Origin of the sequence: Streptomyces bauhiniae, from assembly GCF_004784475.1 — a bacterium.
In the GTDB taxonomy this organism is placed as follows: Bacteria; Actinomycetota; Actinomycetes; order Streptomycetales; family Streptomycetaceae; genus Streptomyces; species Streptomyces seoulensis.
In genome coordinates this window covers 407,531-432,058 of record NZ_SRRT01000007.1, presented here as the reverse complement: position 1 = coordinate 432,058, position 24,528 = coordinate 407,531, and the positions used below count along the sequence as shown (strand labels likewise).

The following is a 24,528-nucleotide window of genomic DNA, read 5'->3' as shown; positions in this document are numbered from 1 at the left end:
CACCTCAGCCGAACGCGAATCCGGGAGGACCTTCACCATGGCCATCACCGACGACCTGCGCAAGACCTTCAGCGACCCGACTCCGCTCTACTTCGCCGCCGGTACCGCCGATCTCGCCATCCGGCAGGTCCGCAAGGTGCCCTCGCTGGTCGAGCAGCTCCGCGCCCAGGCCCCGGCCCGGATCGAGCAGGTCCGCGGGACCGACCCCAAGGTCGTGCAGGAGCGGGCCACCGCCCGTGCCAAGGAGGCGCAGGAGACCATCCAGACCAAGGTCAACGGCTTCATCGGCAACCTCGACGTCGACCTCAAGAAGGTCGGCGAGCAGGCCCAGGACCTCGCCCTGCGCGGTGTCGGCGTGGCCGCCGAGTACGCCGTCAAGGCGCGTGAGGCGTACGAGAAGGTCGCCGAGCACGGCGAGCAGGCCGTGAAGACCTGGCGTGGCGACGCCGCCGAGGAGATCGAGGAACTCGCCATCGCGGTCGAGGGCCAGCCCGAGCCGGGCGTGGTCAAGGAGACCCCGAAGCCGGCCGCCGGTGCCGCCGGTCCGGCCGTCGCCAAGCCCGACCCGGCCGCCGCGAAGAAGCCCGTCGCGAAGAAGCCCGCTCCGGCTCCGGCCGCCGCCCGCAAGGCCCCTCAGCCGAAGAAGCCGACCCCGCCGGCCAAGTGACGGCGGACGGCGTCAGAGGTACGGGCCGGGCACCATCGGGGTGCCCGGCCCGTTCTGCGGGTAGCGTGACGGCAGCGATGACGAAGGCAAGGAGCGGTGGGACATGCTGATGCTGGGCTTCGAGGGGTTCATGGGACTCCTGAAGATCGTCCTCATGGCGCTGGCCGCGTTCGCACTCTTCGACGCGGCCTTCCGGCGTGAGGACGCGTTCCGCGCGGCGGGCAAGCAGACCAAGGTCTTCTGGCTGGTCATCCTGGGCATCGCCCTCGTGGTCAGCTACCTCTTCTCGATCCTGTCCATCCTGCCGGCCGCGGGCGCCGTCGCCAGCATCGTCTACCTCGTCGACGTCCGCCCCGCCGTCAAGGCCCTCACCGGCGGCAACCGGGGCTGGGGCCGCAAGGGCCGAGGCGGCAGCAGCAGCGACGGCCCGTACGGCCCGTACAACGGCTGAGGACTCCGCCGGTTCGGCGAGTAACGAGTCGGCCGGAGAGGGCTTTACGCCACCCGGTCCAGCAGGACCACTGCCACGTCGTCCGTCAGTTCGTCGCCGTTCAGGTGGCGGACCTCGCTGACCGCGGCTCGCAGCAGCTCCTCTCCGCGCAGACCCTCGGAGAGCTGGCGGTGGATCATGTCGAGCATGCCGTCCTGGCCGAGGCGGGGGCCGCCGGGGGCGGTGCGGCCTTCTATGAGGCCGTCGGTGTAGAGCATGAGGCTCCACTCGGCGCCCAGCTCGACCTGGGTACGGGGCCAGCGGGCGCCCGGGAGGAGGCCGAGGGCGGGGCCGTTGTTGTCGAAGGGGAGCAGACGGGGGACCGGGGTCGCGCCGGGACGGATCAGCAGCGGGGCCGGGTGCCCGGCGAGGCAGAGGCCCGCGCGGCGGCCGTCGGGCGCGATGTCCACCGTGCAGAGGGTCGCGAAGATCTCCTCGTCCGACCGCTCGTGCTCCAGTACTTCCTGGAGCGTGCCCAGCAGCTCGTCCCCGCACAGCCCGGCCAGGGTCAGCGCCCGCCAGGCGATGCGCAGCTCCACGCCGAGCGCGGCCTCGTCCGGGCCATGGCCGCAGACGTCGCCGATCATGGCGTGCACGGTGCCGTCCGGGGTGCGGACCGCGTCGTAGAAGTCGCCGCCGAGCAGCGCGCGCGAGCGGCCGGGGCGGTAGCGCGCGGCGAACCGCAGCGCGGCGCCCTCCAGCAGCGGCGTCGGCAGCAGCCCGCGCTCCAGGCGCCGGTTCTCCTGCGCGCGCAGCCGGCCCTCCGCCAGCCGCCGCTCGGCGGTGTCGGAACGCTTGCGCTCCACGGCGTACCGGATGGCGCGGCTCAGCAGCCGGCTGTCCAGCTCGTCGCGGAAGAGGTAGTCCTGGGCGCCCACGCGCACGGCCTCCGCGCCGCGCTCGGCGTCGCCGGAGGCGGTCAGGGCGATCACGGCGTGCCGGGGCGCCAGCTCCAGCACCTGACGGAGCACGGCCAGCTCGTCGCCGTCCTCGGTGTCGGCGCAGCCGGCGGCGGGGAGGGCGAGGTCGAGCAGGATGCAGTGCACGTCGGGCGTGAGCAGCCGCCCCGCCTCGGTGAGGTTGCGGGCGGTACGTACGCGGATCGGCCGGCCGGCCGAGTCCCGCAGCTCGGGGACGAGCGCGCCGGACGGGTCGTCCTCGACGAGCAGCACGGTGAGCGCCGCGCCGAGGGCGGCGGTGTCACGGTGCGCCTCTTCGGTGAGGGCTACGGCCGAGACCTGCGCCGGACCGCACTCGGCGGCCGGGACTGCTCTCTGCCGCGGTACGGGTACGGGCATGTCCTGGTTTCCTTCCCTCCCCCCGAGGGCACGGCGGCGCCGAGGGGCCTCGTAACGCCGTCGGGTGACCCTAGCGGCATCGGCCGCCCCGACGGAATGGGGCGCGCGGCGTCCGTATCGCGTAGACCACTGTCATATGCCCAGGCCCGTACGGCAGTTGGGCGGGGCGACAGGGGGCGCGGGATGACGAAGCTCACTTGGTTCCCGCCCGCCCGCGTGCCGTTGGTCACAGGGCCGGGCGGGGTGTGGCCCCGGTCACGCGTCCGGGCGTACGACCCCCAGGATCGGCATGGTGCCCGCGCCCGCGACGGTGACCGTACGGCCCGGTCGCGGGGCGTGGATTATCTTGCCGTCGCCCACGTACATCCCGACGTGGGTGGCGTCGGCGAAGTAGATGACGAGGTCACCGGGACGCATCTCGGTCACGTCCACGTGCGGGAGCTGCTTCCACTGCTCCTGCGAGGTGCGCGGGATCGGGGTGCCCGCGTCGGCCCACGCCTGGGAGGTCAGGCCGGAGCAGTCGAAGGAGTCGGGGCCCTCGGCCCCCCAGACGTACGGCTTGCCGAGCTGGGCGGTGGCGAAGGCGACCGCCCTGGCCCCGGCCGAGGTGGCCGTGGCGGTGGACTCAGCGGCGTCGGCCTCCTTCTTCAGGACGCCGGTGTCCAGCCAGGCGGTCTGCGCTTTGCGGGCGGCCTGCCGCTCCAGCTCGGCCAGCCGCTCCTTCTCCTTCTTCTCCAGCCGCGACTCGAGCTTCTCGGCGTCCTTGATCCGCGCCTGGATCGTCTTCTGGGCGGCGGCCTTGTCCTTGCGGTCCCGCTCCAGCTTCTTCCAGCGCGCGGCCGCGTCGTCGGTGTCCCGCTTCAGCTCCCGCTCGACGCGGTCGGTCTCGGCGATCAGCTTCTTGGTGGCCCGCGCGCCGTTCAGCAGGGTGCCGGCGCCGTCCGCGAAGTGCTCCGGGTTGTCGCTGAGCAGGAACCGCGCCATCGGCGGCATCCCGCTGTCCCGGTACTGGGCCCGCGCGGCGGCGCCCGCCTGGTCCTTCAGTTCGGCCAGCTTCTTGCGGGCCGTGTCGGTCCGCTTCTCCAGCCGGGCGAGCTGCACGGACTGCTTCCGCGTCTTCTCCTCGGCCGCGTTGTAGGCGTCGGTGGCGACGGCCGCGTCGTGGTACAGCCCGTCGAGCCGGGCGCGGACCTTCTCCAGCTCGGCGTCGGGCACGGGGGCCGGCGTGGGCGTCGCGGTCGCGGACGGCGCCGGGGAGGGCTCGGCGGGTCCCGCCGGTACCGCTGCGAACGCCGTACCCGGCACCGCCAGTACGGTCACCGCGCAGACCACGGTCACGGCGGCGGCGAGCAGCCCGCGCTGGCCCCTACCCATAACAGTCCCCCCAAGCTGATTTACCGTCAGTAACTTACGGTCCGTCCGCAGGATCGTGCCACGATCCCGCGCGAAGTGACAGAGGTCGTACGAAGTCGTACACGCCCCCGCTCCCCGCGCATCCCCCGCGATCTTCCCGCCCGTCTGACGTACCGGACCCGGAGATCGTTCCCCCGAGATCCCGGATTCCGTGCGATTCCCTCGAACAGGTGAACCAACGTCAGGTGAACTGACGTCAGCGCGGCGCCAACGCCTCCCACGCCACCGTCACTTCCCCCTGCCGCCACCGCGCCGGGCCGTCCGTCACCGGCCAGTCGGCCGTCAGGTCCCGCACCGTCCGCAGCCACCGCTGGCGCGCGCCGTAGGAGGCGTAGGGCGCGGCGGCCGCCCAGGCGCGGTCGAAGTCGCGCAGGAAGGCGTGCACCGGCTCGCCCGGCACATTGCGGTGGATCAGCGCCTTCGGCAGCCGTTCGGCCAGGTCGGAGGGGCGCTCCAGCGAGCCGAGCCGGGTGGCGAAGGTGACCGTGCGCGGCCCCTCGGGGCCGAGCGCGACCCAGACGTGCCGCCGCCCGATCTCGTCGCAGGTGCCCTCCACCAGCAGCCCCCCGCGCGAGCCCCCGCCCGCCGGGGCCAGCCGCGCGCACAGCCCCCGCCACACGGCGGCGACCTGCTCCTCGTCGTACTGCCGCAGCACATTGGCGGCCCGGATCAGCAGCGGCCGGCCGGGCACCGGGATCTCGAAGCCGCCGTGCCGGAAGGCGAGCCCCTCGCGCTCGTACGGTTTCGCCGCCGCGACCCGCTCCGGTTCGATCTCGACGCCGACCACGCGCGCGTGCGGGGCGACGGTACGGAGCCTGCCGAGCAGCTCGACGGCGGTCCAGGGCGCGGCCCCGTACCCGAGGTCGATGGCCAGCGGGTCGGCCGCGCGGCGCAGTTCGGCGCCGTGCGTGGCCGCGATCCAGCGGTCCATGCGGCGCAGCCGGTTGGGGTTGGTCGTCCCGCGCGTCACCGTTCCTACGGGGCGGGTCGTGCGGGATGCCATGTCTATGAGGGTAAGCGGGCGGAGTGACGACCTCTGGCCGAACGGTTGAGCGAACGCTGGTCATGATTGGGTAAAACCGCTTGATCGGGAAATGGGAAGAACCCCCTCCGCTGTTGCACCCCTCGGAGGACTCGGACGGTCCCCCGGCAGGCATGCCCGAGCGAGGAGGAAGCCCAGTGAGCCAGTACGTCAGCAGGCTCGGGCGCCGCTCCCCGGCGACCGCCCCCCGGCTGCGACTGCACCGCAGGCCACGCCGGGTCGCCATGCTCTCCGTGCACACCTCGCCGCTCCACCAGCCCGGCACCGGCGACGCCGGCGGGATGAACGTCTACATCGTGGAGCTGGCCCAGCGCCTTGCCGCCCTCAACATCGAGGTCGAGATCTTCACGCGGGCCACCTCCGGCGACCTCGCCCCGAAGGTCGAGCTGGCCCCCGGCGTGCTCGTCCGGCACGTCGACGCGGGCCCCTACGAGGGCCTGGCCAAGGAGGAGCTGCCCGCCCAGCTCTGCGCCTTCACCCACGGCGTGATGCAGGCGTGGGCCGGCCACCGCCCCGGCTACTACGACCTCGTCCACTCCCACTACTGGCTCTCCGGCCACGTCGGCTGGCTCGCCGCCCAGCGCTGGGGCGTCCCGCTGGTGCACGCCATGCACACCATGGCCAAGGTCAAGAACGCCAGCCTGGCCACCGGCGACACCCCCGAGCCCGCCGCCCGCGTCATCGGCGAGACCCAGATCGTCTCCGCCGCCCGCCGCCTTATCGCCAACACCGCCGAGGAGGCCGCCGAGCTGGTCCGGCACTACGAGGCCGACCCCGCGAAGGTCGCCGTCGTCCACCCCGGCGTCAACCTCGACCGCTTCCGCCCGCTCGACGGCCGCGCCGCCGCCCGCGCCCGCCTCGGCCTGCCGAGGGACGCGCTCGTACCGCTCTTCGCGGGCCGCATACAGCCCCTCAAGGCCCCCGACATACTGCTCCGCGCCGTCGCCCACCTGCTGGACGAGCGTCCCGAGCTGCGCCGGAACATCGTCGTCCCCGTGGTCGGCGGGCCCAGCGGCAGCGGGCTCGCCAAGCCGGAGGGGCTGCAGAAGCTCGCCGCGCGGCTCGGCATCGCGGACGTCGTACGGTTCCGGCCGCCGGTGGGGCAGGAGCAGCTCGCGGACTGGTTCCGGGCCGCGTCCGTGCTGGTCATGCCGTCCTACAGCGAGTCCTTCGGGCTTGTCGCCATCGAGGCGCAGGCGGCCGGCACGCCGGTGCTCGCCGCCTCCGTCGGCGGGCTGCCGGTGGCCGTGCGCGACGGCGAGACCGGCTTCCTCGTCCAGGGCCACGACCCCGCCGACTACGCGCGCGTGCTGCGCCGCTTCGCCGACGACCCCGGCCTGCCCGACCGCATGGGCGCGGCCGCCGCCCGGCACGCCCTCGGCTTCGGCTGGGACGCCTCCGCCGCCGCCACCGCCGACGTGTACGCGGCCGCGACCCAGTCCCACCGCCGTCGCGTACGCTCGCAGCATGGCTGAGACCGAGGCGACGGAACGGGCCGCGCGCACCCTCGAGGACGCGCTGAAGGACGCCGAGCTGGAGTGGGAGAACCCCGAACCGGGCTCCTACGTGGTGAAACTCCCCGGCACCGCCAAGCTCTCCACCACCGTCTCGCTGCTGGTGGGCCGCCACACCCTCTCCGTCAACGCCTTCGTCATCCGGCACCCCGACGAGAACGAGGCGGGCGTCCACCGCTGGCTCCTGGAGCGCAACCTCAAGCTGTACGGGGTGAGTTACGCGGTCGACCGGCTCGGCGACGTCTATGTCACCGCCCGCCTCCCGCTCGCCGCCGTCACCCCCGAGGAGGTCGACCGGCTGCTCGGCCAGATCCTCGAAGCGGCCGACGGCGCCTTCAACACCCTGCTGGAGCTGGGGTACGCCTCCGCGATCCGCCGTGAGCACGCCTGGCGCGTCTCGCGGGGAGAGTCCACCCGCAACCTGGACGCCTTCACCCACCTGATCGAGCGCGACTGAGCCTGGTTCAGGCGCCGTTGCGGTAGCGGCCCGGTGTGACGCCCACCAACTTCTTGAAGTGCCGGGTCAGATGGGCCTGGTCGTAGAACCCGCTCGCCACCGCGACCTCGCCCGGCGTAAGGCCGTCCAGCAGCAGGCGCCTGGCCCGGCCGACTCTGCGCGAGGTCAGGTAGCGGTGGGGTGCGATGCCGTACGCGGTGCTGAACGCCCGTACCAGGTGGGCGGGATGGGCGTGCAGCAGTGCGGCCGCTTCGGTGAGGGTGAGGCCGTCGGTGAGGTGCTCGTCGAGGAGTTCGCGCAGGCGGCGGGCCAACAGGGGGTCGGGGCGGGGGGGTTCGGGGTGGCGGTGACGCAGATGGTCCTTGAGTCGCTCGCCGACGAGCACGAGCCCGCTCTCCGCGGCCAGTTCGTCGCCAGGGCTGGCGAGGGCGCCGGGCAACTGGCCTACATGTGCGCGCAGTTCAGGGTCCCGCAGGTCGGGCTGGTCGACGGCCGGACCGATCAGATCGTGGCTGAGCCGGCTGCCGTCCAGGTACAGCACGCGCTTGCGGAAGCCGTGCGGGGTGGCGGGGGAGCCGTTGTGCGGGACGTGCGGGGGCAGCAGGGTGACGGTGTCGCGCGGGGTGCCGTGCTCGTGCCGGTCGAGGTCGTACCGTACGGCGCCGTCGTCCACGATCAGCAGCGTCCAGGCGTCGTGCACGTGCATCGGGTACGCGTACTCGGTGAACCGGGCGTGGAAGACCTCGACGACCCCCGGTACCGAGGGGCGCCACGCGGAGACTTCCGGCTGGTCGGCGGCCACGCAAGAAACGTACAAGACCCGGCCGGGGCGTGGTCGGCAGTCTCGGGGCATGGACGAACAGCCCCTGCGTTTCGACACCAAGATCGCCGTACTCCTCCGCGACGACCTCGCCCCCTGGCAGCGCCTCAACGTCACGTCGTTCCTGGTCAGCGGCCTGGGCAGCCAGGTCCCCGAGGTGATCGGCGCCCCGTACGAGGACGCCGACGGCGTCGCCTACCTCCCGATGTTCCGCCAGCCGGTGCTGGTCTTCGAGGCGACGAAGGAGGTTCTGCGAGCGGCCCACACGCGGGTGCTGAGCCGTGCGCTGCCCCGCGCCGTGTTCACCGCCGACCTCTTCTCGACGGGCAACGACACGGACAACCGGGCGGCGGTACGGGCCGTACCGACGGCCGACCTGGATCTGGTGGGGCTGGCGGTGTACGGGCCCAAGGGCGGGGTGGACAAGGTGGTGAAGGGGGCGAGGATGCATCCGTAGGTCAGGCGGCCTTCTCTACGGCGGGGCGGTCCGGGACGGCCGTGGTGGCGATCTCCGCCTCCTCCACCGGCAGCCCTCGCATCAGCAACGCGTACCCCAGCCCCGCCACCGTCCCGATGACCGCGCACGCGCCCCAGAGCCACCCGGCGCCGAGGTGGTCGATGACCGTGCCGGACATCAGGGGGGCGACCAGGGCGGCGACGGACCACGACAGGCTGTAGACGCCCTGGTAGCGGCCGCGGCCGTGGACGGGGGAGAGGCGGACGACGAGGCCGGTCTGGGTCGGGGCGTTGACGATCTCCGCGAGGGTCCACACGCAGACGGTGAGCGCGAAGACGCCGAGCGACCCGGCGAAGGCGGTGAGCCCGAAGCCGTAGCCCGCGAGCAGCGAGGAGATGACCAGCAGGCGGCGCGGGTCGCGGTGCTCGATGAAGCGGGTGACCGGGATCTGGAGGGCGACGATCAGGACGCCGTTGACGGCGATCGCGGTGCCGTAGTCGGCGGGGGAGAACCCGGCCTGGCCCATGGCGACCGGCAGGCCGACCGAGCCCTGCATGAAGAGGAGGGCGACCAGGAAGGACAGGCCGACGACCGCCATGTAGCGCCGGTCGCGCAGCACCGTACCGAGGCCGATCCGCGGCTCCCCGGCCTGCTTGGCGACGGGCGCCGGCCGGGACTCGGGCAGCTTGAGGAAGACGAGGACCGCGCAGGCCAGCGTCATCCCGGCCTCGATGAGGAACCCGGCGAGATAGCTGAACTCGGCGATGAAACCGGCGGCGACGGAGGACACCGCGAAGCCGAGGTTCAGCGCCCAGTAGTTCAGCGAGAACGCCCGTACGCGGTCCTCCGGCCGCACGATGTCCGCCATCATCGCCTGCACGGCGGGCCGGGAGGCGTTGTTGGCGGCGCCGACCAGGAAGGCGACGGCCGCGATGGCGACGGGGTCGTGCATGAAGCCGAGCAGCGCGACGGAGACCGCGGTGCCGACCTGCGCGATTAGCAGGGTGGGGCGTCGGCCGAGCCGGTCCGCCATCACCCCGGCGCCGAGCGAGGAGACGACCCCGCCGAGACCGTGCAGGGCGGCGACCAGGCCCGCGAAGGAGGCGGAGTAGCCGCGGTCGAGGGTGAGGTAGAGCGCCATGAAGGTGGCGACGAACGCGCCGAGCCGGTTGACCAGCGTGCTGGCCCACAGCCACCAGAAGGCGCGGGGGAGCCCGGAGACGGAGGACCTGGCGGCGGCGATGAGCCGGCCCGGTGCGGCGGTGGACATGACGGGACCCCCCGGTAAGTGGCGCGTGCGGTAAGCGCAACTTACTCAGCCGGGGCCGCGGGAAGCCACTGGATTAACAGAAGCCGTCAACCGTCGGCGGCGCGGTGACCCGTCCTGGGGGTGGATTACGCTCTGAGGCATGGCCGACGCACCGTACAAGCTGATCCTCCTCCGCCACGGCGAGAGCGAGTGGAACGCGAAGAACCTGTTCACCGGCTGGGTGGACGTCAACCTCAACGAGAAGGGCGAGAAGGAGGCGGTACGCGGTGGCGAGCTGCTGAAGGACGCCGATCTCCTGCCCGACGTGGTCCACACGTCCCTCCAGAAGCGCGCGATCCGCACGGCCCAGCTCTCGCTGGAGGCCGCGGACCGCCTCTGGATTCCGGTCAACCGGAGCTGGCGCCTGAACGAGCGCCACTACGGCGCCCTGCAGGGCAAGAACAAGGCGGAGACGCTGGCCGAGTTCGGCGAGGAGCAGTTCATGCTCTGGCGCCGCTCCTACGACACCCCGCCGCCGCCGCTGCCCCGCGACGCGGAGTACTCCCAGTTCAACGACGCCCGCTACGCGGACCTCCCCCCGGAGCTGCGCCCCCAGACGGAGTGCCTCAAGGACGTCGTCGTCCGCATGCTCCCCTACTGGTACGACGACATCGTCCCCGACCTCATCGATGGCAAGACGGTCCTGGTCGCCGCCCACGGCAACAGCCTCCGCGCCCTCGTCAAGCACCTCGACGGCATCTCGGACGAGGACATCGCGGGCCTGAACATCCCGACGGGCATCCCGCTGTATTACGAACTGGACGCCGACTTCAAGCCGGTCACCCCGGGCGGCAAGTACCTCGACCCGGAGGCGGCGAAGGCTGCGATCGAGGCTGTGAAGAATCAAGGCAAGAAGAAGTAACGCGACACCAGCAAGCCCCCGACCTGCTATTTCCTGGCAGGCCGGGGGCTTTTTGGTGGGGCTGGGCCGTCTCTGGGCCGTCAGTTGCTCGGCCGGGCCGTCAGGCGTTACTGGCACGCCGCCACTCGTAGGCACCGGGTGACGTCTCGACGACCTCTTGCGGATAGACCTCGCGTACCCGGGCGAGTAGGTCACGCTGCTCGCTGGCCCATGCTTCCGGTGGCGCGAACAGCGGGACGGTGACAGTGACTCCTGACGACGGCCCGTCGTGAACGGACACCCAGAGCCCGCGGCTCTCATCGGGCTCGAACTTCATCGAGGGGGTCCGCCCGGATTCGAGCCACAAGGCGAACCGACCGGACTCCAGGGTTGCCAAGGCGCTCTTCCAGTCCTCCAGGTCCTCAGGGAGGAGCGTCACGGAGAAGGAGGCGTTCACCGATTCCGCCACGATGACGATCTCGCAATCGAGGAAGTCGTGGCCGGTCAGAATTCCGGGTTGAAAGCGCCCCAGGACGCGCACGGAGACACTGTGGCCGCTGGTGCCGGGCGTGTCGGCCAGGTGGATCAGATTGATGACGCCATCCGTCGAGCCCATGGGTTCCTTCCCCGAAGTGATGAGGCCCGGGCATCTTGCCGTACTGCCCGCTGATCTCACGGTTCGGGGTGCCGACACCTCAGATACACCTCGGACACCGCTATGGCGGTCCGTTCCTGGCTGGACGGCATGAGGTGCGCGGCCTTCAATGACGGGCCCGTCCACGCGGACAGCGGTGGTGGCGGCGTGGACGGCGCGGCGCCGATCAGCAGCTCGGTGGTGGCCCAGCCCCGCGTACGCCCGGAACTCCCGTTGCCCCGCTGTGCGCCCTGCCCTGCGGAGGCCGTGTGTCCCAGGCTGGATGTCCGGATCAGGGGCGAAGCGTTGGGAGGGACCGTGGGTGAGTGGAAGCAGGGGAAGTGTGGCTGGCCGACCGACCGGGGCAGTTGCCGTAACAAGACGATGAAGGGCACGTCGCGGTGTTACCGCCACCAAGGTGACTGGACGAAGCGCGGCCGGGCCGAACTCAAGAAGACGGCGAGCAGGCGCCGTAAGAAATAGGCGGGAAACCGGGGCCCGACCGGACTGCCGCCTGCAGATTCTCCTGCGGAGAAAGCGTTCGTCCGTGCTGCGGGAGTCGGGCTCGGGCCGTGTTCTTAGAGCTTGGGCTTCAGCTCATCGGCGATTTCCGCGCAGGACCGCTGGTCATGGCCGCGACTGACATTGACCTCGTCGCGGGGCTGTGCGCCGGTCGGGTAGCCGTGCGACGAGAATCTCCACAGGTCGGCGCCAGCGGGCAGTGTCTCGGCGTTGGTCTTGTACATATCGATCACCGCGGTGGAAAGCATCGTGTGCGTCGGCCCGTCCACGTCCAAGGCGGTCAGGGTGTAGGAGTTGCCCTCGTGTCCGGCGCCACCGACGTTGAACTGGTCAGCATGCCAGTGGCCGCGGCGGATCGTGGCCTCCCGGAGGAACAGCACCCGGTTGTTTCCCGTCTTGTCGGGGAACTCCACCGCGATCCACAGGTGGTGCCCCTTCGCGAGCGTGCCGCTCCCTTTGAGGCTCGGCAAGCAACGGGGGATGCTCTCGGACTTGCTGTTGTCCAGTGAGGTGATGCGGATGTCGTCATTGTTGGGCCAGAGGAGCAGGCCACTGCCCGTAGGTAGCGCCAGTACGGCCGCGACGGTCGCGACGAAGCCACCCCGGCGATTTCGGTAGGCCTGCCGTGTCCATCTGCCCAGACTGAGCCAGGCCTGTTTCTGGTGAGCCCAGAAGCCGCTCGCTGTCATCGCGCTTGCTGTCGACTCTTCCATGATCCCCCCTAGAGCGATGTCGCACAATGGCAGGACAACGTAGCCGGGGCGCCATCAGCGAGGAATGCCAGTTGCCAACTGGTTACAGAAAGTGGATGTGCAGCCTGAACGCCAGGGGGCGTGGAATCTGCTCACCGGCAGGGGGCTCGTGGTGGTGATTTGCGGCGTGCGGGCGCATCCGTGCGCCGTTGATGCGCCCAGGGGAGCGGGCATGGAATGGGTGGGGGCATCTGGCCCCCGTGTCGAGGAGGACCCATGCCCGAATCCCCGAGCACCACGACCGACCCCACCCAGGACCGCGACGGCGAACAGCCCGCCCAGATCAGAAGCCTGCCGTTGATCGCCGCCTGCGGCTGCGGCTCGGGGTGCGGCTGCGGCTGCCAGCAGGGCGCGCCCTGCCAGTGCGGCTGAGGGCTTCGCAGGTCAGCGGAGGTCGAGCGGCTCCGCCTGTGCCGCCGTGGCGTGACCCACGGTCAGCGCCCACCGCACCGCCGACGGCGCCGTGACGACCACGGTACCGGCACCGTCCGCTCCCGCCACGGCCATCTCGTTGTGAACCGTGTTGTCCTTCCCGGCGGAACACTCCACCGGGAAGGACATACGCACCGGCCGTACGACCACGTTCATCGTCCCCTTGCCCCGGCACCGCACCTCGACGAAAAGCGCGTCCCCCTTCTTGCCTTTGCCGAACTCCCGGACTGCGCTCCCCGAGGTCAGGCTCGGGTCGTCGGGCAGCGGCGTCCCAGCGGCAGCCTTATGAGGCGACGGCACCGCACTGCGCGGCGCGGGTTCCCCCTTGCCGGAGTGCCCGGCGGAACAGGCGGCGACCGGCAGGAGCAGCATCGCCGCTCCCAGCCCCGTGATCATGCGGCGAATGGTGTTCACAGGCGACAGCCTGGCCCATCTAGCTTGCCTGCGGCACTTGTTGGCCGAATCCGTCCAGTTCAGGCGGTACGTTCAACGCCCCGCGCGGCCGACCGCCCCGACCACCGCCGCCACGAGCACCGACATCACGCACCCGGTGGCCAGTACCGGGCTCGGCGTGAAGGTGACCGCGAGCACGGCGATGACGCCCACCGCCCAAATGACGTCCAGGACACCGAACTTGGCCGCTCCCCGGTGCAACAGCCGCAGCACCGCCACGTACAGCGCGACCGGCACCGTGTACGCCGCCGCGATCACCGGCCGTTCGAGGTGCGCGTGCCCGGTGAGGTGCGCGATCTCGACGGCGAGTCCGGCGGCGACGGCGGCTGCGGAGGCGTAGACGACATAGTGGCCGTAGCCCCAACGGAGCGCGGTAGTCAGCCGGTTCAGCTTCTCGGGCGCGCTCTGTGTGAAGTACAGCCACCACATGGCGAAGACGGTGAGGATGCCGCCGACCACGAGCGGGGCGATGTCGCCGAGGGACACCTCGGTGTCGAGGGCGGCGCGCACGGTCGCGGTCGCGGCGGTGATGGACTCGCCGAGGACGATGAGGGTGAACAGGCCGTACCGTTCCGCGATGTGGTGCGGGTGCCAGGAGGTCTGCCCGGCGCGCTCCGCCCAGGCGGGGACGGCGAGTTCGGCGACGACGAGCACGAGGAAGGACGGCAGCCCGGCGCCGTCCGGCAGCCACAGCCGCGCGACCCAGCCGATCTGTACGACGAGGATGCCGGCCGCGTACCGCAGACACGTCCGCCGCCGCTCCGGGTCGCTGCGGGCGGCGCGCAGCCACTGGCTCACCATGGCCAGCCGCATCACGACGTACCCATAGGTGATGACCGTGAAGTCGTACTCCTCCAGCGCCTTCGACGCCCCCGCCGCCAGCACCAGCGCGCCGGCGATCTGCAGCAACGTGAGCAGGCGGTACGGCACGTCGTCCGTGTCGTACGCCGAGGCGAACCACGTGAAGTTCATCCACGCCCACCAGATGGCGAAGAACACGAGCACGTACCCGAGGACCCCGTGACCGAGCTTCCCGGCGGCCAGTTCATGCTCGAAGGCCGCGGCGGTCTGGGCCACCGCGGTGACGAAACAGAGGTCGAAGAACAGCTCCAGCACGGTGGCGGTGCGGTGCCGTTCGGTACTGGGGCGGGGGAGCATGGGGCGGTGCCAGGGGGTGGGGTGGGTCATAACGGGCCATGGTGCCGTACGGGCAGCGCCAGGGGATGGGCGAACGCGTGACCGGTTCACCCCCTTGCGGGGGATACCCGCCGAGGCGAAGCTCGTGCACGCTGATGCGATCAACTCGACAGCGGGAGCACGCATGACCCTGAAGTTCCTCGGGATCAGTTCCAACACTCCTACCGATGAGTCACCCACCATCTGGCTCCATGAGGAGTCCGGAGATCTCCTGATCCAGTCCTACAAGGCGACGGAGAAGGAGGTCGAGGACTGCCAAGCGGTGGGTTCCGTGCCCGGCCACTCGACAGACGTTCCGGACCACGAGACGATCATCAGGCTGCCCGCCGAGATGGTGAAGTACATCCCTCGCCCCCACGACGGAGAGGACGACAGTGCAGGCACCGCCGGCCCGTGAAGCTCTGGCGAAGGCCCAACGTTCTGCCGTGCACCTGGAGATGCGCGATTCCTACATGCTGGACGACCCGGAGTTTGTCGCCTGGCAGCGAGGAAAGCGGCTCGATCCTGCGGACCGGTCGTCCTGGTGGGGCGGTTGGCACGAGGCGGTACGGGATGCCGTCGCGCGGGGCGTGACCGTACGCCGGGCCCGCATCGTGTCGGAGCCGCTGAGCGCGTACGCGCGTTACGAATACGACCTGACGTTCACGAACCTCGCGGCGGGCGAGTCGGTCCGCTGGCTGCCCCGACGCCGGACGACGGATCTCGCGGTGCCCGGAACGGACTTCTGGGTGTTCGACGGCACGCTGGCACTCTTCCACCACTTCACCGGAGAAGGGCAGTTGGCGGAGGACGGCCGTGAGTACACCGAGGACCCGGCGTGGGTGAAGCCGGCGGCGGAAGCGTTCGAGAAGGTGTGGGAGCGCGCCGTCCCGCACGAGGATTTTCGGCCCGTCTGACGCTTGCCATGCCTGCATCCCCCTCGTCCAGTGCCCAACAGGCCCGCCTGGCCCTGGCGGACCGGCTCACGGAGTTGTGTCGCGACGCCGGCCTCACCGGCCTCGAACTCGCGCTGCGCTGCGGTTGGAGCCGGTCCAAGTCGTCGCGGATCATGAACGCCCGGACGCCTCCGTCGGAGGGCGACATCCGGGCATGGTGTGCAGCCTGCGGAGCCGGAGAGCAGGCCGGAGACCTGATCGCCATGCTCCGCACCGCCGAAGGCATGTGGGTGGAATGGCGGCGTATGGAACGGGCCGGGCTCAAGCGGGCACAGGAGGCCCGGCTGCCCCTCTTCGAGCGCACCCAGCGCTTCCGCGCGTACTCCTCCTGGCTCGTGCCGGGGCTGCTCCAGACCCGGAGTTACACCGAGGCCGTACTGCGCGCCGTCCAGCGGCGGCGGGTCGCGGTGGATGACGTTGCCGAGGCAGTGGCCGTCCGTATGGAACGGCAACGTGTGCTGCGCGAAGGTGGTCGCCGCTTTGCCTTTCTCATCGAGGAGTCAGTCCTCCGCAATGGGCTCGGTGGCTCCGAGGCCCAGCTCGAACAGCTTGATCACCTGCGAACTCTCGGCGCACAGCCCAACATCAGCCTGGGCGTGGTCCCGATGCGTCCCGACCGGCCGCGCATGCCCGTAGAGGGATTCTGGATCTTCGATACGGCTCAGGTGAACGTCGAACTGGTCTCCGGGCATCTCACGATCACGCAGCCCAGCGAAGTCGCCATGTACGCGGAGACGTTCGCAGAGCTTGCCGATGTGGCTCTCCATGGGGCTGCCGCACACGAGCTGATCGCTTCAGCAGCGGGAGCCATGGAGTAACTGCCGTGCAACTCTGTGCAATCGCCTGTCGGTCAGGGTCCCGCGCTCCCTAGCGTTGTCGTCGTACGGACGGCTGAACATACGGAGGTACGGAATGCGTGCACGGTGGCTCACGAAGACCGACGGCGGCAACCCGCAGGACGACAGCGACAGCGGGAACAAGCACGGCGGGGGCGGGTCGGACGAGGGCGGAAACACGAACGACGGCCAGGGCCCGGCGGACGGTCGCTGAACCGTGGACACGGAGAACGGAAAGGAGGCGGGCCCGGACAGGCTCGCCTCCGAACTGACGCGAAAGGGCGCGCTGAGCAGTGACTGGCTTCCCGCCTACCGAGCCGTACCCCGGCATCTGTTCCTCCCCGACGTGATCTGGCCGGGCCGCGCCGGCATGAACCGCCAGAGCGACCGGCTGATCCGCACCGAGGAGCCGGAGGCATGGTGGGAGGCCGTCTACCGTGACGCCCCGATCACCACGCAGTGGGACGACGGGACGTACACCGGGCCCGGCCGAGGAAGGTTTCCGTCCAGCTCCAACTCCATGCCGACCATGGTGTTCTCGATGCTGGACGCGCTGTCCGTCGAGCCGGGTCACCGCGTGCTGGAGATCGGCACGGGCACCGGCTGGAACGCGGCGCTGCTGTCCCAACGGCTTGGCGCGGAGAACGTGTTCACCGTGGAGGTGGACGAGTCCAGCGCGGAGACTGCGCGCAAGCGCCTGGAAGACGCCGGGTTCCACCCGGCCACCGTCATCGGAGACGGAGCGGAGGGCTACGCCCAGGGAGCGCCGTACGACCGAGTGATCGCCACAGCCTCCATCGGGCGCGTCCCCCGGCAGTGGCTGGCACAGACGAAGCCGGGCGGGATCATCGTCGCCCCGTGGGGCCCGACGTACGGAGGCGAAGCCGTGGTCCGGCTCACGGTGGCGGACGACGGCTCTGCCTCGGGTCCCTTCCTGGGTTCCTCCGCGTTCATGCGCCTACGCGCCCAGCGCACGGACCGCAAGCACATCCGCGAGTATCTGGGCGGCCGGCCCTGGCCTGCGGACGCCCACCGCAGCACGACCAGCCTCTCCCCCGAAGCGGTAGGCGACTGGCCGGTCATGTTCGTCATCGGAGTCCAGGTCCCCGACGCCTTCCCCTGGGCGGAGACCTACGACGACGGCTCCTACACCCTGTGGCTGCGCGACACGTCCGTCACCTCGTGGGCCACCACTGACTACATACCGGGCCACGAGGAATTCGAGGTCTACCAGTCCGGCCCCCGCCGGCTCTGGGAGGAGGTGGAGAGCGTCTACCGCTGGTGGGACGCGCAGGGTCGACCGGGGTTCGAGCGGTTCGGTCTGACTGTGGACGCCGAACGAGAGCGGGTCTGGCTGGACCGGCCTGGCAACTTCCTGGGCAGCGCGTAGGACCTCGCTACCACCGCCAGTCATGCTTCACGGCATGAACCCCACCCAGTTGGCCGCTCTCCTGAAGAGCCACGGCACCGAGCCAGCGGCCCGAGCCCGCGCCGCCCTTCTCGCCGGCGGCCCGTGCATCGTCTGGGACGGTACGACTGCACCGGAACAGCTCGCCCACCTCTACCGCCGCCGCCTGCGCCTCACCCGCCGCACCGGACAGGAGACGGCGGGCCTGGAGCACGCGGTGGACCGACTCGCCGCCCACCACCTGCCGGTACGTCTGGGCCAGGTCACCTCGGCAGACGGAACCTGGGTCTACCTGCTGTTCCTCTCCCAGGACGCCCGCACCCTGCTGACCTGCACGGGGGTGCGCAGAGGCAGGTAGGCAGGCCCGGCCTTAGCGACTCGCGCCGTACGAAACCCGGCCGAACCCCCGGAGGGCCGTTCAGCCCCCCGTCCCCTCCTGCTGGATCTCGTCCGCATGCTCCCCCGTCACCAGGTACACGACCCGCTTCGCGACCGCCACCGCGTGGTCCGCGTAGCGCTCGTAATAGCGGCCCAACAGCGTCACATCCACCGCCGTTTCGATGCCGTGCTTCCAGCGGTCGTCGATGAGGTGTTGGAAGAGGGTGCGGTGGAGGAGGTCCATGTCGTCGTCGTCCTGCTCCAGTTGGAGCGCGAGGTCGACGTCCTTGGTGATGATGACCTCCGCCGCCTTCGCCATGAGGCGCTGCGCGAGCTGGCCCATCTCCAGGATAGTGGCGTGCAGGTCCTGCGGGACCGCGCGCTCGGGGAACCGCAGCCGGGTCAGCTTGGCCACGTGCTGGGCGAGGTCGCCCGAGCGCTCCAGGTCGGCCGACATCCGCAGGGAGGTGACGACGATGCGCAGGTCCGTCGCCACCGGCTGCTGCCGCGCCAGCAGGGCTATCGCCCGCGCCTCCAGGTCGTGCTGGAGTTCGTCGACCCGCTGGTCCGCCTCGATCACGCTCTCGGCCAGCTTCAGGTCGGCGTCCAGGATGGCGGTGGTGGCGCGCCCGATGGCGGAGCCGACCAGCCGGGCCATCTCCACCAGACCGTCGCCGATCGAGTCCAGTTCCTCGTGGTACGCGTCCCGCATCAGGTTCCCTCTCCTACTACGTGTCTTCGGGGCCCCAAGTACCTGGCCGAACCCCACGCTCCCACGTTCCGTCCCGTACGCGTCCGTTTCCGCCCTCCCGAATGAACCACCACTGGCGTGAAGGTGAACTCTGGGCGACGAGTGCCCGAGGTCGCACGACGGTGGCTGTGGCCAGGGTGGACGCCATGCCTAACCTGGTGACATGGACGTGAACGCGGCGGTCGCCGCAGCGGCGGCGATCGCCGGTGTACTCACCGGTGTCATCGCCATGCTGGCGTTCCGCTGGAGCGAACGCGACCAGAAGCGCCCCACCCGTACCTCCCTGCACACCGACGCGGTGCTCCCGCCCGGCGTGGACACCGTGCTCTCGGTGCTCCGCTCCTCCGCCGTCGTCCTCGACGAGGCCGACGCCGTGGTCAAGGCCAGCTCCGCCGCGTACGCCCTCGGACTCGTCCGGGGCGGCAAGCTCGCCGTGGAGCCGATGCTCCAGATGGCGCGCGACACCCGGCGCGACGGGGAGATACGACAGGTCGAGCTGGACCTGCCCCGGCGCGGCACCGGACGGGGCGAGGCCCTGGCCGTGTCCGCGCGCGTGGCCCCGCTCGGCTCCCGGCTGGTGCTGCTCCTGGTCGAGGACCTGACCGAGGCCCGTCGCATCGAGGCGGTACGCCGTGACTTCGTGGCCAATGTGAGCCACGAGCTGAAAACCCCCGTAGGAGCGCTCTCGCTGCTCTCCGAGGCTGTCATGGACGCCTCCGACGAGCCCGACGCGGTCCAGCGCTTCGCCGGGCGGATGCAGATCGAGGCCACCCGGCTGACCAACCTGGTCCAGGAGCTGATCGACCTCTCGCGGGTGCAGAACGACGACCCGCTGGAGGACGCCGAGCCGGTGCGCGTCGACGAACTGGTCGCCGAGGCCGTCGACCGCTGCCGCCACCAGGCCGGCACGAAACAGATCACCATGGCCACCGCCATCCAGGACCCGCCCGGCGCGGTACGGGCCGGCCTGCATGTCTGGGGCAACCGCGGCCAGCTCGCCGCCGCCCTGGGCAACCTGGTCGAGAACGCCGTCAACTACTCCCCGGCCCACACCCGCGTCGGCATCTCCGCCCGCCGCATCTCCGCCCCGGGCGGCGAGCTGATCGAACTCGCCGTCACCGACCAGGGCATCGGCATCTCCGACAAGGACAAGGAGCGCATCTTCGAGCGCTTCTACCGCGTCGACCCCGCCCGCTCGCGCGCCACCGGCGGCACCGGCCTCGGCCTCGCCATCGTTAAGCACGTGGTCGCCTCGCACGGCGGCGAGGTCTCGGTCTGGAGCGCCGAGGGCCAGGGCTCCACCTTCACCCTGCGGCTGCCGGAGGCGGGCGTCGCCCGCGACCGCGCGGCCAGGCACCCCGGACTCGACGACGCGTCCGGCACGGCCGATCAGTCCCCGTACGCTTCGCTTCCCTCCCCGGAGGTCCTTCCGTGACCCGTGTGCTCGTCGTCGAGGACGAGGAGTCCTTCTCCGACGCCCTGTCGTACATGCTGCGCAAGGAGGGTTTCGAGGTCGCCGTCGCCGCGACCGGCCCCGACGGCCTGGACGAGTTCGAACGCAACGGCGCCGACCTGGTGCTGCTGGACCTGATGCTGCCGGGGCTGCCCGGCACCGAGGTGTGCCGCCAGTTGCGCGGCCGCTCCAACGTCCCGGTGATCATGGTGACCGCCAAGGACAGCGAGATCGACAAGGTCGTCGGCCTGGAGATAGGGGCCGACGACTACGTCACCAAGCCCTTCTCCTCCCGCGAGCTGGTCGCCCGTATCCGCGCGGTGCTGCGCCGGCGCGGCGAGCCGGAGGAGGTCACCCCGGCGGCGCTGGAGGCCGGCCCGGTCCGGATGGACGTCGACCGCCATGTGGTGACGGTGTCCGGGGCCAAGGTCGACCTGCCGCTGAAGGAGTTCGACCTGCTGGAGATGCTGCTGCGCAACGCCGGCCGGGTGCTGACCCGGATGCAGCTCATCGACCGGGTGTGGGGCGCCGACTACGTGGGCGACACCAAGACCCTGGACGTCCATGTGAAGCGGCTGCGCGCCAAGATCGAGCCGGACCCGGGCGCGCCGCGCTATCTGGTGACGGTGCGCGGGCTGGGCTACAAGTTCGAGCCGTAGGCCGTACGGGCCTTGCATGACTGAGGGGGGCTTCCCGGCCGGGAAGCCCCCCTCAGTCATGCGTACGTGCTCACTGCCCCGCGGACGCCGACGCGGAGTCGCTCGGGGAGGACGCCGGGGCGGAGGCGGGGGCGCTGGGCTTGTCGCCCGCGGGCGTGTCGCTCGCGGACGGGCTGCCCGACGGCGAGGAGGTCGCGGCGGCCGGCGCGGACGGCACCTCGCTCGGGCCCCAGCCGCTGAAGTAGCTGGTCGCGGGGACGACGAAGGCGCGCAGGCCGACCGCACCGGTCTTGCTGAAGGTGAAGGTCACCTTCTGCGCGTTGCCGTTCTGGACCGCCTCGCGGCCGCTGGCCAGCATGGCGGAGGCGTTGTCCTTGCCGCCGATGACGAGACGGCCGTGGGCCGGGACGGTGAGCTTGCCGCCCTTGGCGGGCTTCAGCTCGACCTTCGCGTCGCTGCCGTCGACGGAGATCGACTGGAGGTCCTGGTCGGTCGAGCCGTCGTTGAACAGCGTGGCGGCGACGGCGGCCGGGCCGTCGGCCTTGGCGTCGGGCTGGGTGATGACCAGGGCGTTCTGCACCTTGATGGCCCCGACGCTGGTCGCGGCGTTGTCCGGCCGGATCTCCAGGGTCTGGGCGTTGTTGCCGGCGCCGCAGGCGGCGAGCGAGGCGATCGAGAACGCGAGGGCGGATGCGGCGAGGGCGCCGCGTCGAAGGCTGCTGCTCACGGCGGCGGCAACTCCTTGAACGCACAGGGGCGGCTGTCCTGTAAAGCCGCCCTAAGGATCTGTCAGCGCCCTCAGGCTACCGAGCCGTTCACGCACCGCCGCACCCGACCCTCCCCAACTGCCCCGCTTCCCTCCCGCTGGGGGTACCGGGCACCCCCCTGATCACCCGCCACGCGCTTCCCGTCCGCCATTCGGATTGGCATTTCCGTGAAGGAATACGCGCGTGTCCGGAATTGATCACCGCCGGGTGGCGTGATCAATTCCGGATTCGTCTCGTACCCGACTCCGGTCATCGAACGAAGGAGCGGAAGTCGTACGCTTGGAAGCGGGCAAACCGGGACATTCAACCAATCGGGGCGGCTCTCTGGGGCGTGTGACGTAGATGTTTCCCTCTGCACGCAGAGTGGCTCCCACCTGCGAATTCCCGCTTCCAAGGGTGGCCCGCAGCACGTTCCTGTTGCTGTTGTCAAGCCCCGAGATATGCCCTGACCTGCGAAAACGCCATTCAGAAGACGCCGTATCCGTGTTACCCTGGATAGCCACGGAAGGGGTACCTGTCACATGACGTTCAAGGTTGGCGACACCGTGGTCTATCCCCATCACGGGGCCGCGCTGATCGAGGCAATCGAAACTCGTCAGATCAAAGGCGTGGACAAGACCTACTTGGTGCTGAAGGTCGCCCAGGGCGACCTGACGGTACGTGTGCCAGCGGACAATGCGGAGTTCGTCGGCGTGCGTGATGTGGTCGGTCAGGACGGGCTGGACCGGGTCTTCGAGGTGCTGCGCGCGCCGTACGCCGAGGAGCCCACGAACTGGTCGCGCCGCTACAAGGCAAATCTGGAGAAGCTCGCCTCCGGCGACGTCATCAAGGTCGCGGAAGTCGTGCGTGACCTGTGGCGCCGCGAGCGCGAGCGCGGACTCTCCGCCGGTGAGAAGCGCATGCTCGCCAAGGCCCGCCAGATCCTGGTGAGCGAGCTGGCCCTCGCGGAGAACACCAACGAGGACAAGGCCGAGGCGCTGCTCGACGAGGTACTCGCCTCCTGACACGGAGCGGGCGGCGTGCTTCGCCCGCCTTCACGTCCAGCGCAGCAAAAATGCCGTGGTGCCCGATGACACTCACCCTGTCGCCGGGCGCTGCGGCATATTCGTCCCCGCATGCCTCCCCTGTGCACTGCCCCTGTCGTGCCGCTTCCCCTGTTTCGTTGTCGCGTCCGGGGGTGGACGGCTCGACCGCGGTTCACGGAAAGGGTCCGGTCAAGGCGTCGCGCCCGGCGCTCCTCCAGGCCATACCCACCGGCCCCGAGCACACAAACCTGACAGGAACCGATGTCTGACGAATCGCGTCCCGCGCCCGCCGAGCCGCGCCAGGACAGCCGTGTCGCCGCCGTGATCCCGGCCGCCGGCCGGGGCGTGCGCCTCGGTCCGGGCGCCCCCAAGGCGCTCCGCGCGCTGAACGGCACGCCCATTCTGATCCACGCGATCCGCGCCCTGGCCGCCTCCCGGCACGTCTCCCTGGTGGTCGTCGTCGCCCCGCCGGACGGCGCCGCCGAGGTCAAGTCGCTGCTGGACGCGCACGCGCTGCCCGAGCGCACGGACTTCCTGGTCGTGCCCGGCGGGGCGAGCCGCCAGGAGTCGGTCCGCCTGGGCCTGGACGCCCTGCCCCCCGCCTACGACGTCGTCCTCGTGCACGACGCCGCCCGCCCCCTCGTCCCCGTCGACACCGTGGACACGGTCGTCGAGGCGGTACGCGACGGCGCCCCGGCCGTGGTCCCGGCGCTGCCGCTGGCCGACACGGTCAAGGAGGTCGAGCCCGCGGCCGTCCCCGGCGAGCCCGAGCCGGTGCTCGGCACCCCCGTCCGGGCCCGGCTGCGCGCCGTACAGACCCCGCAGGGCTTCGACCGGGCCACGCTGATCCGCGCCCACGAGACCGTCACCGAGGACGTCACCGACGACGCGAGCATGGTCGAGCGGCTCGGCGAGCGGGTCGTGACCGTGCCCGGCCACGAGGAGGCGTTCAAGGTGACCCGCCCGCTGGACCTCGTCCTCGCCGAGGCGGTCCTCACCCGCAGGAGGCTCAACGATGGCTTCTGAGCTGCCCGCCCTGCCCCAGGTGGGCATCGGCACCGACATCCACGCCTTCGAGGACGGCCGCGAGCTGTGGTGCGCCGGGCTCAAGTGGGAGGACTCCGGGCCGGGCCTGGCCGGGCACTCCGACGCCGACGTGGTCGCCCACGCCGCCTGCAACGCGCTGTTCTCCGCCGCCGGGCTCGGTGACCTGGGGCAGCACTTCGGCACCGGCCGGCCCGAGTGGTCCGGCGCGTCGGGGGTCACCCTGCTCACCGAGGCGGCCCGGATCGTGCGGGAGGCCGGCTTCGCCATCGGCAACGTCGCGGTGCAGGTCGTCGGGCCCCGCCCGAAGATCGGCAAGCGGCGGGACGAGGCCCAGCAGATCCTCAGCGCGGCCGCCGGGGCCCCCGTCTCCGTCTCCGGCGCGACCACCGACGGGCTCGGTTTCCCCGGCCGGGAGGAGGGGCTGATGGCGATCGCCACGGCCCTCGTGGTGCGCGTGTCGTAGGAGCGTGCGAGGGTACCCGCACAGCCACCGTCGATCGAGGAGGATCTCCATGTCCGCTGCGCTGTCCGACCGGCTCAAGTCCCTGCTGGACACGCCCGTGTTCATCGTCGTCGGCACCGTCCAGCCCGACGGCAGCCCGCAGATGTCACCGGTGTGGGTGAAGCGGGACGGGGACGACGTCCTCATCTCCACCACGGTCGACCGGCGCAAGGAGAAGAACCTCAAGCGCGACCCGAGGGTCACCGTCGTCGTCATGGACCCGGAGAACCCCTACGAGTACGCCGAGATCCGCGGCACCGCCGAGCTGACCACCGAGGGCGGCCAGGCACTCATCGACGAGCTGTCCCTGAAGTACACCGGCAAGAAGTACGCCGAGTTCAACCCGGCCTCCGCCAACGACGCCGAGCGGGTCGTCGTGCGGATCAGCCCGCGCAAGGTGGTCGGCAGCCTCTGAGAGGGCCGTTTTGCCGTCCGGGCGCATTGCATCGCAATGCGCCCACTACCCTGG

At 70.9% G+C, this 24,528-nt stretch carries 30 protein-coding genes; 19 read left to right on the top strand and 11 right to left on the bottom strand.

Going from position 1 to position 24,528, the window contains the following annotated elements:
- Positions 1-37: 37 nt before the first annotated feature.
- Both E5083_RS24715 and E5083_RS24710 read left to right on the top strand, forming a co-directional pair.
- Positions 38-667, top strand: coding sequence for a hypothetical protein (locus E5083_RS24715; protein WP_135787883.1), 630 nt, complete (start codon positions 38-40; stop codon positions 665-667).
- 103 nt (positions 668-770) lie between these two features.
- Complete coding sequence (locus E5083_RS24710) at positions 771-1,118, top strand: DUF2516 family protein (RefSeq protein WP_135787882.1); 348 nt, start codon at positions 771-773, stop codon at positions 1,116-1,118.
- A gap of 44 nt (positions 1,119-1,162) precedes the next feature.
- On the opposite strand, the gene E5083_RS24705 is transcribed toward E5083_RS24710, so the two are convergent.
- The 3 genes from E5083_RS24705 to E5083_RS24695 form a co-directional block, all read right to left on the bottom strand.
- Positions 1,163-2,455, bottom strand: coding sequence for a PP2C family protein-serine/threonine phosphatase (locus E5083_RS24705; protein ID WP_135787881.1), 1,293 nt, complete (start codon positions 2,453-2,455; stop codon positions 1,163-1,165).
- Positions 2,456-2,710: 255 nt separating this feature from the next.
- Positions 2,711-3,829 carry a C40 family peptidase gene (locus tag E5083_RS24700; RefSeq protein ID WP_135787880.1) on the bottom strand — a complete coding sequence of 373 codons (1,119 nt, stop codon included), beginning with the start codon at positions 3,827-3,829 and terminating at the stop codon, positions 2,711-2,713.
- 235 nt (positions 3,830-4,064) lie between these two features.
- The gene (locus tag E5083_RS24695; protein WP_135787879.1) at positions 4,065-4,871 is read right to left on the bottom strand and encodes a class I SAM-dependent methyltransferase; all 807 of its coding nucleotides are present in this window, start codon (positions 4,869-4,871) and stop codon (positions 4,065-4,067) included.
- A gap of 176 nt (positions 4,872-5,047) precedes the next feature.
- Here E5083_RS24695 and mshA point away from each other — a divergent pair, with 176 nt between their 5' ends.
- Positions 5,048-6,385: a D-inositol-3-phosphate glycosyltransferase gene (gene mshA / locus E5083_RS24690; protein ID WP_135787878.1), complete on the top strand. Its 1,338-nt coding sequence runs from the start codon at positions 5,048-5,050 to the stop codon at positions 6,383-6,385.
- Positions 6,378-6,881 carry a type III secretion system chaperone family protein gene (locus E5083_RS24685; protein WP_031183986.1) on the top strand — a complete coding sequence of 168 codons (504 nt, stop codon included), beginning with the start codon at positions 6,378-6,380 and terminating at the stop codon, positions 6,879-6,881. The genes mshA and E5083_RS24685 overlap by 8 nt, the downstream gene beginning before the upstream one ends.
- Before the next feature lie 7 nt (positions 6,882-6,888).
- Here E5083_RS24685 and E5083_RS24680 read toward each other — a convergent pair whose 3' ends face one another.
- Positions 6,889-7,734 carry an AraC family transcriptional regulator gene (locus E5083_RS24680; RefSeq protein ID WP_135787877.1) on the bottom strand — a complete coding sequence of 282 codons (846 nt, stop codon included), beginning with the start codon at positions 7,732-7,734 and terminating at the stop codon, positions 6,889-6,891.
- Here E5083_RS24680 and E5083_RS24675 point away from each other — a divergent pair.
- The gene (locus tag E5083_RS24675) at positions 7,733-8,158 is read left to right on the top strand and encodes a DUF2000 domain-containing protein (protein ID WP_135787876.1); all 426 of its coding nucleotides are present in this window, start codon (positions 7,733-7,735) and stop codon (positions 8,156-8,158) included. The genes E5083_RS24680 and E5083_RS24675 overlap by 2 nt on opposite strands.
- Position 8,159: 1 nt before the next feature.
- Here the strand turns inward: E5083_RS24675 and E5083_RS24670 are convergent, their stop codons facing one another.
- Complete coding sequence (locus tag E5083_RS24670; protein ID WP_135787875.1) at positions 8,160-9,428, bottom strand: MDR family MFS transporter; 1,269 nt, start codon at positions 9,426-9,428, stop codon at positions 8,160-8,162.
- 139 nt (positions 9,429-9,567) lie between these two features.
- Between E5083_RS24670 and E5083_RS24665 the strand changes: the two genes are divergently transcribed.
- A complete protein-coding gene (locus E5083_RS24665) occupies positions 9,568-10,329 on the top strand; it encodes a phosphoglyceromutase (RefSeq protein WP_086693548.1) in 762 nt (253 codons plus the stop codon).
- 100 nt (positions 10,330-10,429) lie between these two features.
- Here E5083_RS24665 and E5083_RS24660 read toward each other — a convergent pair whose 3' ends face one another.
- Together E5083_RS24660 and E5083_RS31845 are read right to left on the bottom strand one after the other, a co-directional pair.
- Positions 10,430-10,924, bottom strand: a complete 495-nt coding sequence (locus E5083_RS24660) for a DUF5959 family protein (RefSeq protein ID WP_135787874.1) — start codon at positions 10,922-10,924, stop codon at positions 10,430-10,432.
- Positions 10,925-11,520: 596 nt separating this feature from the next.
- Positions 11,521-12,177, bottom strand: coding sequence for a hypothetical protein (locus E5083_RS31845; protein WP_244317643.1), 657 nt, complete (start codon positions 12,175-12,177; stop codon positions 11,521-11,523).
- Between the two features lie 255 nt (positions 12,178-12,432).
- On the opposite strand from E5083_RS31845, the gene E5083_RS31325 reads away from it, so the two are divergent.
- On the top strand, positions 12,433-12,588 hold the full coding sequence (locus E5083_RS31325) for a hypothetical protein (RefSeq protein ID WP_167513625.1): 156 nt from the start codon (positions 12,433-12,435) through the stop codon (positions 12,586-12,588).
- A 12-nt stretch (positions 12,589-12,600) separates the two neighbouring features.
- Here E5083_RS31325 and E5083_RS24645 read toward each other — a convergent pair whose 3' ends face one another.
- Positions 12,601-13,044 (bottom strand): hypothetical protein, encoded by a 444-nt coding sequence (locus tag E5083_RS24645; RefSeq protein WP_244317642.1) that lies wholly within the window; start codon positions 13,042-13,044, stop codon positions 12,601-12,603.
- A gap of 90 nt (positions 13,045-13,134) precedes the next feature.
- Entirely contained in the window at positions 13,135-14,289 is a 1,155-nt protein-coding gene (locus E5083_RS24640) for a low temperature requirement protein A (RefSeq protein ID WP_135787873.1), read from the bottom strand.
- Positions 14,290-14,422: 133 nt separating this feature from the next.
- Here E5083_RS24640 and E5083_RS24635 point away from each other — a divergent pair, with 133 nt between their 5' ends.
- The 6 genes from E5083_RS24635 (at position 14,423) to E5083_RS24615 (ending at position 17,835) form a co-directional block, all read left to right on the top strand.
- A complete protein-coding gene (locus tag E5083_RS24635) occupies positions 14,423-14,695 on the top strand; it encodes a hypothetical protein (protein WP_135787872.1) in 273 nt (90 codons plus the stop codon).
- Complete coding sequence (locus tag E5083_RS24630) at positions 14,673-15,194, top strand: DUF6879 family protein (protein WP_341869883.1); 522 nt, start codon at positions 14,673-14,675, stop codon at positions 15,192-15,194. Before E5083_RS24635 ends, E5083_RS24630 begins: the two co-directional genes overlap by 23 nt.
- 8 nt (positions 15,195-15,202) lie before the next feature.
- The gene (locus tag E5083_RS24625; protein WP_135787871.1) at positions 15,203-16,051 is read left to right on the top strand and encodes a helix-turn-helix domain-containing protein; all 849 of its coding nucleotides are present in this window, start codon (positions 15,203-15,205) and stop codon (positions 16,049-16,051) included.
- Positions 16,052-16,145: 94 nt separating this feature from the next.
- Positions 16,146-16,283: a hypothetical protein gene (locus E5083_RS31320; protein ID WP_167513624.1), complete on the top strand. Its 138-nt coding sequence runs from the start codon at positions 16,146-16,148 to the stop codon at positions 16,281-16,283.
- Between the two features lie 3 nt (positions 16,284-16,286).
- A complete protein-coding gene (locus tag E5083_RS24620) occupies positions 16,287-17,459 on the top strand; it encodes a methyltransferase domain-containing protein (protein WP_167513623.1) in 1,173 nt (390 codons plus the stop codon).
- Positions 17,460-17,493: 34 nt separating this feature from the next.
- Positions 17,494-17,835, top strand: coding sequence for a hypothetical protein (locus tag E5083_RS24615; protein ID WP_135787870.1), 342 nt, complete (start codon positions 17,494-17,496; stop codon positions 17,833-17,835).
- A 60-nt stretch (positions 17,836-17,895) separates the two neighbouring features.
- Here the strand turns inward: E5083_RS24615 and phoU are convergent, their stop codons facing one another.
- On the bottom strand, positions 17,896-18,567 hold the full coding sequence (gene phoU / locus E5083_RS24610; protein WP_030804416.1) for a phosphate signaling complex protein PhoU: 672 nt from the start codon (positions 18,565-18,567) through the stop codon (positions 17,896-17,898).
- A gap of 202 nt (positions 18,568-18,769) precedes the next feature.
- Here phoU and phoR point away from each other — a divergent pair, with 202 nt between their 5' ends.
- Both phoR and phoP read left to right on the top strand, forming a co-directional pair.
- The gene (phoR, locus tag E5083_RS24605) at positions 18,770-20,041 is read left to right on the top strand and encodes a two-component system sensor histidine kinase PhoR (protein ID WP_135787869.1); all 1,272 of its coding nucleotides are present in this window, start codon (positions 18,770-18,772) and stop codon (positions 20,039-20,041) included.
- Positions 20,042-20,046: 5 nt separating this feature from the next.
- Positions 20,047-20,718 carry a two-component system response regulator PhoP gene (phoP, locus tag E5083_RS24600; protein ID WP_466134857.1) on the top strand — a complete coding sequence of 224 codons (672 nt, stop codon included), beginning with the start codon at positions 20,047-20,049 and terminating at the stop codon, positions 20,716-20,718.
- A gap of 70 nt (positions 20,719-20,788) precedes the next feature.
- On the opposite strand, the gene E5083_RS24595 is transcribed toward phoP, so the two are convergent.
- Positions 20,789-21,445: a copper chaperone PCu(A)C gene (locus E5083_RS24595; protein WP_135787868.1), complete on the bottom strand. Its 657-nt coding sequence runs from the start codon at positions 21,443-21,445 to the stop codon at positions 20,789-20,791.
- 561 nt (positions 21,446-22,006) lie between these two features.
- On the opposite strand from E5083_RS24595, the gene E5083_RS24585 reads away from it, so the two are divergent.
- The 4 genes from E5083_RS24585 to E5083_RS24570 all read left to right on the top strand — a co-directional run bounded on the left by E5083_RS24585 (position 22,007) and on the right by E5083_RS24570 (position 24,474).
- Positions 22,007-22,489, top strand: a complete 483-nt coding sequence (locus E5083_RS24585; RefSeq protein ID WP_003953493.1) for a CarD family transcriptional regulator — start codon at positions 22,007-22,009, stop codon at positions 22,487-22,489.
- A 282-nt stretch (positions 22,490-22,771) separates the two neighbouring features.
- Entirely contained in the window at positions 22,772-23,536 is a 765-nt protein-coding gene (ispD, locus tag E5083_RS24580) for a 2-C-methyl-D-erythritol 4-phosphate cytidylyltransferase (RefSeq protein WP_135787867.1), read from the top strand.
- Positions 23,526-24,020, top strand: coding sequence for a 2-C-methyl-D-erythritol 2,4-cyclodiphosphate synthase (gene ispF, locus E5083_RS24575; RefSeq protein WP_135787866.1), 495 nt, complete (start codon positions 23,526-23,528; stop codon positions 24,018-24,020). The genes ispD and ispF overlap by 11 nt, the downstream gene beginning before the upstream one ends.
- 49 nt (positions 24,021-24,069) lie before the next feature.
- Positions 24,070-24,474, top strand: a complete 405-nt coding sequence (locus tag E5083_RS24570; RefSeq protein ID WP_135787865.1) for a PPOX class F420-dependent oxidoreductase — start codon at positions 24,070-24,072, stop codon at positions 24,472-24,474.
- The last annotated feature ends 54 nt before the right edge of the window (positions 24,475-24,528 follow it).

What these genes read in the sequence shown, in the direction of transcription:
- ispD (WP_135787867.1), top strand. Translation starts at nt 22,772, where the DNA reads ATGTCTGACGAATCGCGTCCCGCGCCCGCCGAGCCGCGCCAGGACAGC.
- E5083_RS24710 (WP_135787882.1), top strand. Translation starts at nt 771, where the DNA reads ATGCTGATGCTGGGCTTCGAGGGGTTCATGGGACTCCTGAAGATCGTC.
- E5083_RS31325 (WP_167513625.1), top strand. Translation starts at nt 12,433, where the DNA reads ATGCCCGAATCCCCGAGCACCACGACCGACCCCACCCAGGACCGCGAC.
- E5083_RS24715 (WP_135787883.1), top strand. Translation starts at nt 38, where the DNA reads ATGGCCATCACCGACGACCTGCGCAAGACCTTCAGCGACCCGACTCCG.
- E5083_RS24675 (WP_135787876.1), top strand. Translation starts at nt 7,733, where the DNA reads ATGGACGAACAGCCCCTGCGTTTCGACACCAAGATCGCCGTACTCCTC.
- E5083_RS24670 (WP_135787875.1), bottom strand. Translation starts at nt 9,428, where the DNA reads ATGTCCACCGCCGCACCGGGCCGGCTCATCGCCGCCGCCAGGTCCTCC.
- E5083_RS24695 (WP_135787879.1), bottom strand. Translation starts at nt 4,871, where the DNA reads ATGGCATCCCGCACGACCCGCCCCGTAGGAACGGTGACGCGCGGGACG.
- E5083_RS24635 (WP_135787872.1), top strand. Translation starts at nt 14,423, where the DNA reads ATGACCCTGAAGTTCCTCGGGATCAGTTCCAACACTCCTACCGATGAG.
- E5083_RS24645 (WP_244317642.1), bottom strand. Translation starts at nt 13,044, where the DNA reads ATGATCACGGGGCTGGGAGCGGCGATGCTGCTCCTGCCGGTCGCCGCC.
- phoU (WP_030804416.1), bottom strand. Translation starts at nt 18,567, where the DNA reads ATGCGGGACGCGTACCACGAGGAACTGGACTCGATCGGCGACGGTCTG.
- E5083_RS24660 (WP_135787874.1), bottom strand. Translation starts at nt 10,924, where the DNA reads ATGGGCTCGACGGATGGCGTCATCAATCTGATCCACCTGGCCGACACG.
- E5083_RS24665 (WP_086693548.1), top strand. Translation starts at nt 9,568, where the DNA reads ATGGCCGACGCACCGTACAAGCTGATCCTCCTCCGCCACGGCGAGAGC.
- E5083_RS24640 (WP_135787873.1), bottom strand. Translation starts at nt 14,289, where the DNA reads ATGACCCACCCCACCCCCTGGCACCGCCCCATGCTCCCCCGCCCCAGT.
- E5083_RS24570 (WP_135787865.1), top strand. Translation starts at nt 24,070, where the DNA reads ATGTCCGCTGCGCTGTCCGACCGGCTCAAGTCCCTGCTGGACACGCCC.
- E5083_RS31320 (WP_167513624.1), top strand. Translation starts at nt 16,146, where the DNA reads ATGCGTGCACGGTGGCTCACGAAGACCGACGGCGGCAACCCGCAGGAC.
- E5083_RS24680 (WP_135787877.1), bottom strand. Translation starts at nt 7,734, where the DNA reads ATGCCCCGAGACTGCCGACCACGCCCCGGCCGGGTCTTGTACGTTTCT.
- E5083_RS24685 (WP_031183986.1), top strand. Translation starts at nt 6,378, where the DNA reads ATGGCTGAGACCGAGGCGACGGAACGGGCCGCGCGCACCCTCGAGGAC.
- E5083_RS31845 (WP_244317643.1), bottom strand. Translation starts at nt 12,177, where the DNA reads ATGGAAGAGTCGACAGCAAGCGCGATGACAGCGAGCGGCTTCTGGGCT.
- E5083_RS24700 (WP_135787880.1), bottom strand. Translation starts at nt 3,829, where the DNA reads ATGGGTAGGGGCCAGCGCGGGCTGCTCGCCGCCGCCGTGACCGTGGTC.
- phoR (WP_135787869.1), top strand. Translation starts at nt 18,770, where the DNA reads ATGGACGTGAACGCGGCGGTCGCCGCAGCGGCGGCGATCGCCGGTGTA.
- E5083_RS24625 (WP_135787871.1), top strand. Translation starts at nt 15,203, where the DNA reads ATGCCTGCATCCCCCTCGTCCAGTGCCCAACAGGCCCGCCTGGCCCTG.
- E5083_RS24705 (WP_135787881.1), bottom strand. Translation starts at nt 2,455, where the DNA reads ATGCCCGTACCCGTACCGCGGCAGAGAGCAGTCCCGGCCGCCGAGTGC.
- E5083_RS24585 (WP_003953493.1), top strand. Translation starts at nt 22,007, where the DNA reads ATGACGTTCAAGGTTGGCGACACCGTGGTCTATCCCCATCACGGGGCC.
- E5083_RS24615 (WP_135787870.1), top strand. Translation starts at nt 17,494, where the DNA reads ATGAACCCCACCCAGTTGGCCGCTCTCCTGAAGAGCCACGGCACCGAG.
- ispF (WP_135787866.1), top strand. Translation starts at nt 23,526, where the DNA reads ATGGCTTCTGAGCTGCCCGCCCTGCCCCAGGTGGGCATCGGCACCGAC.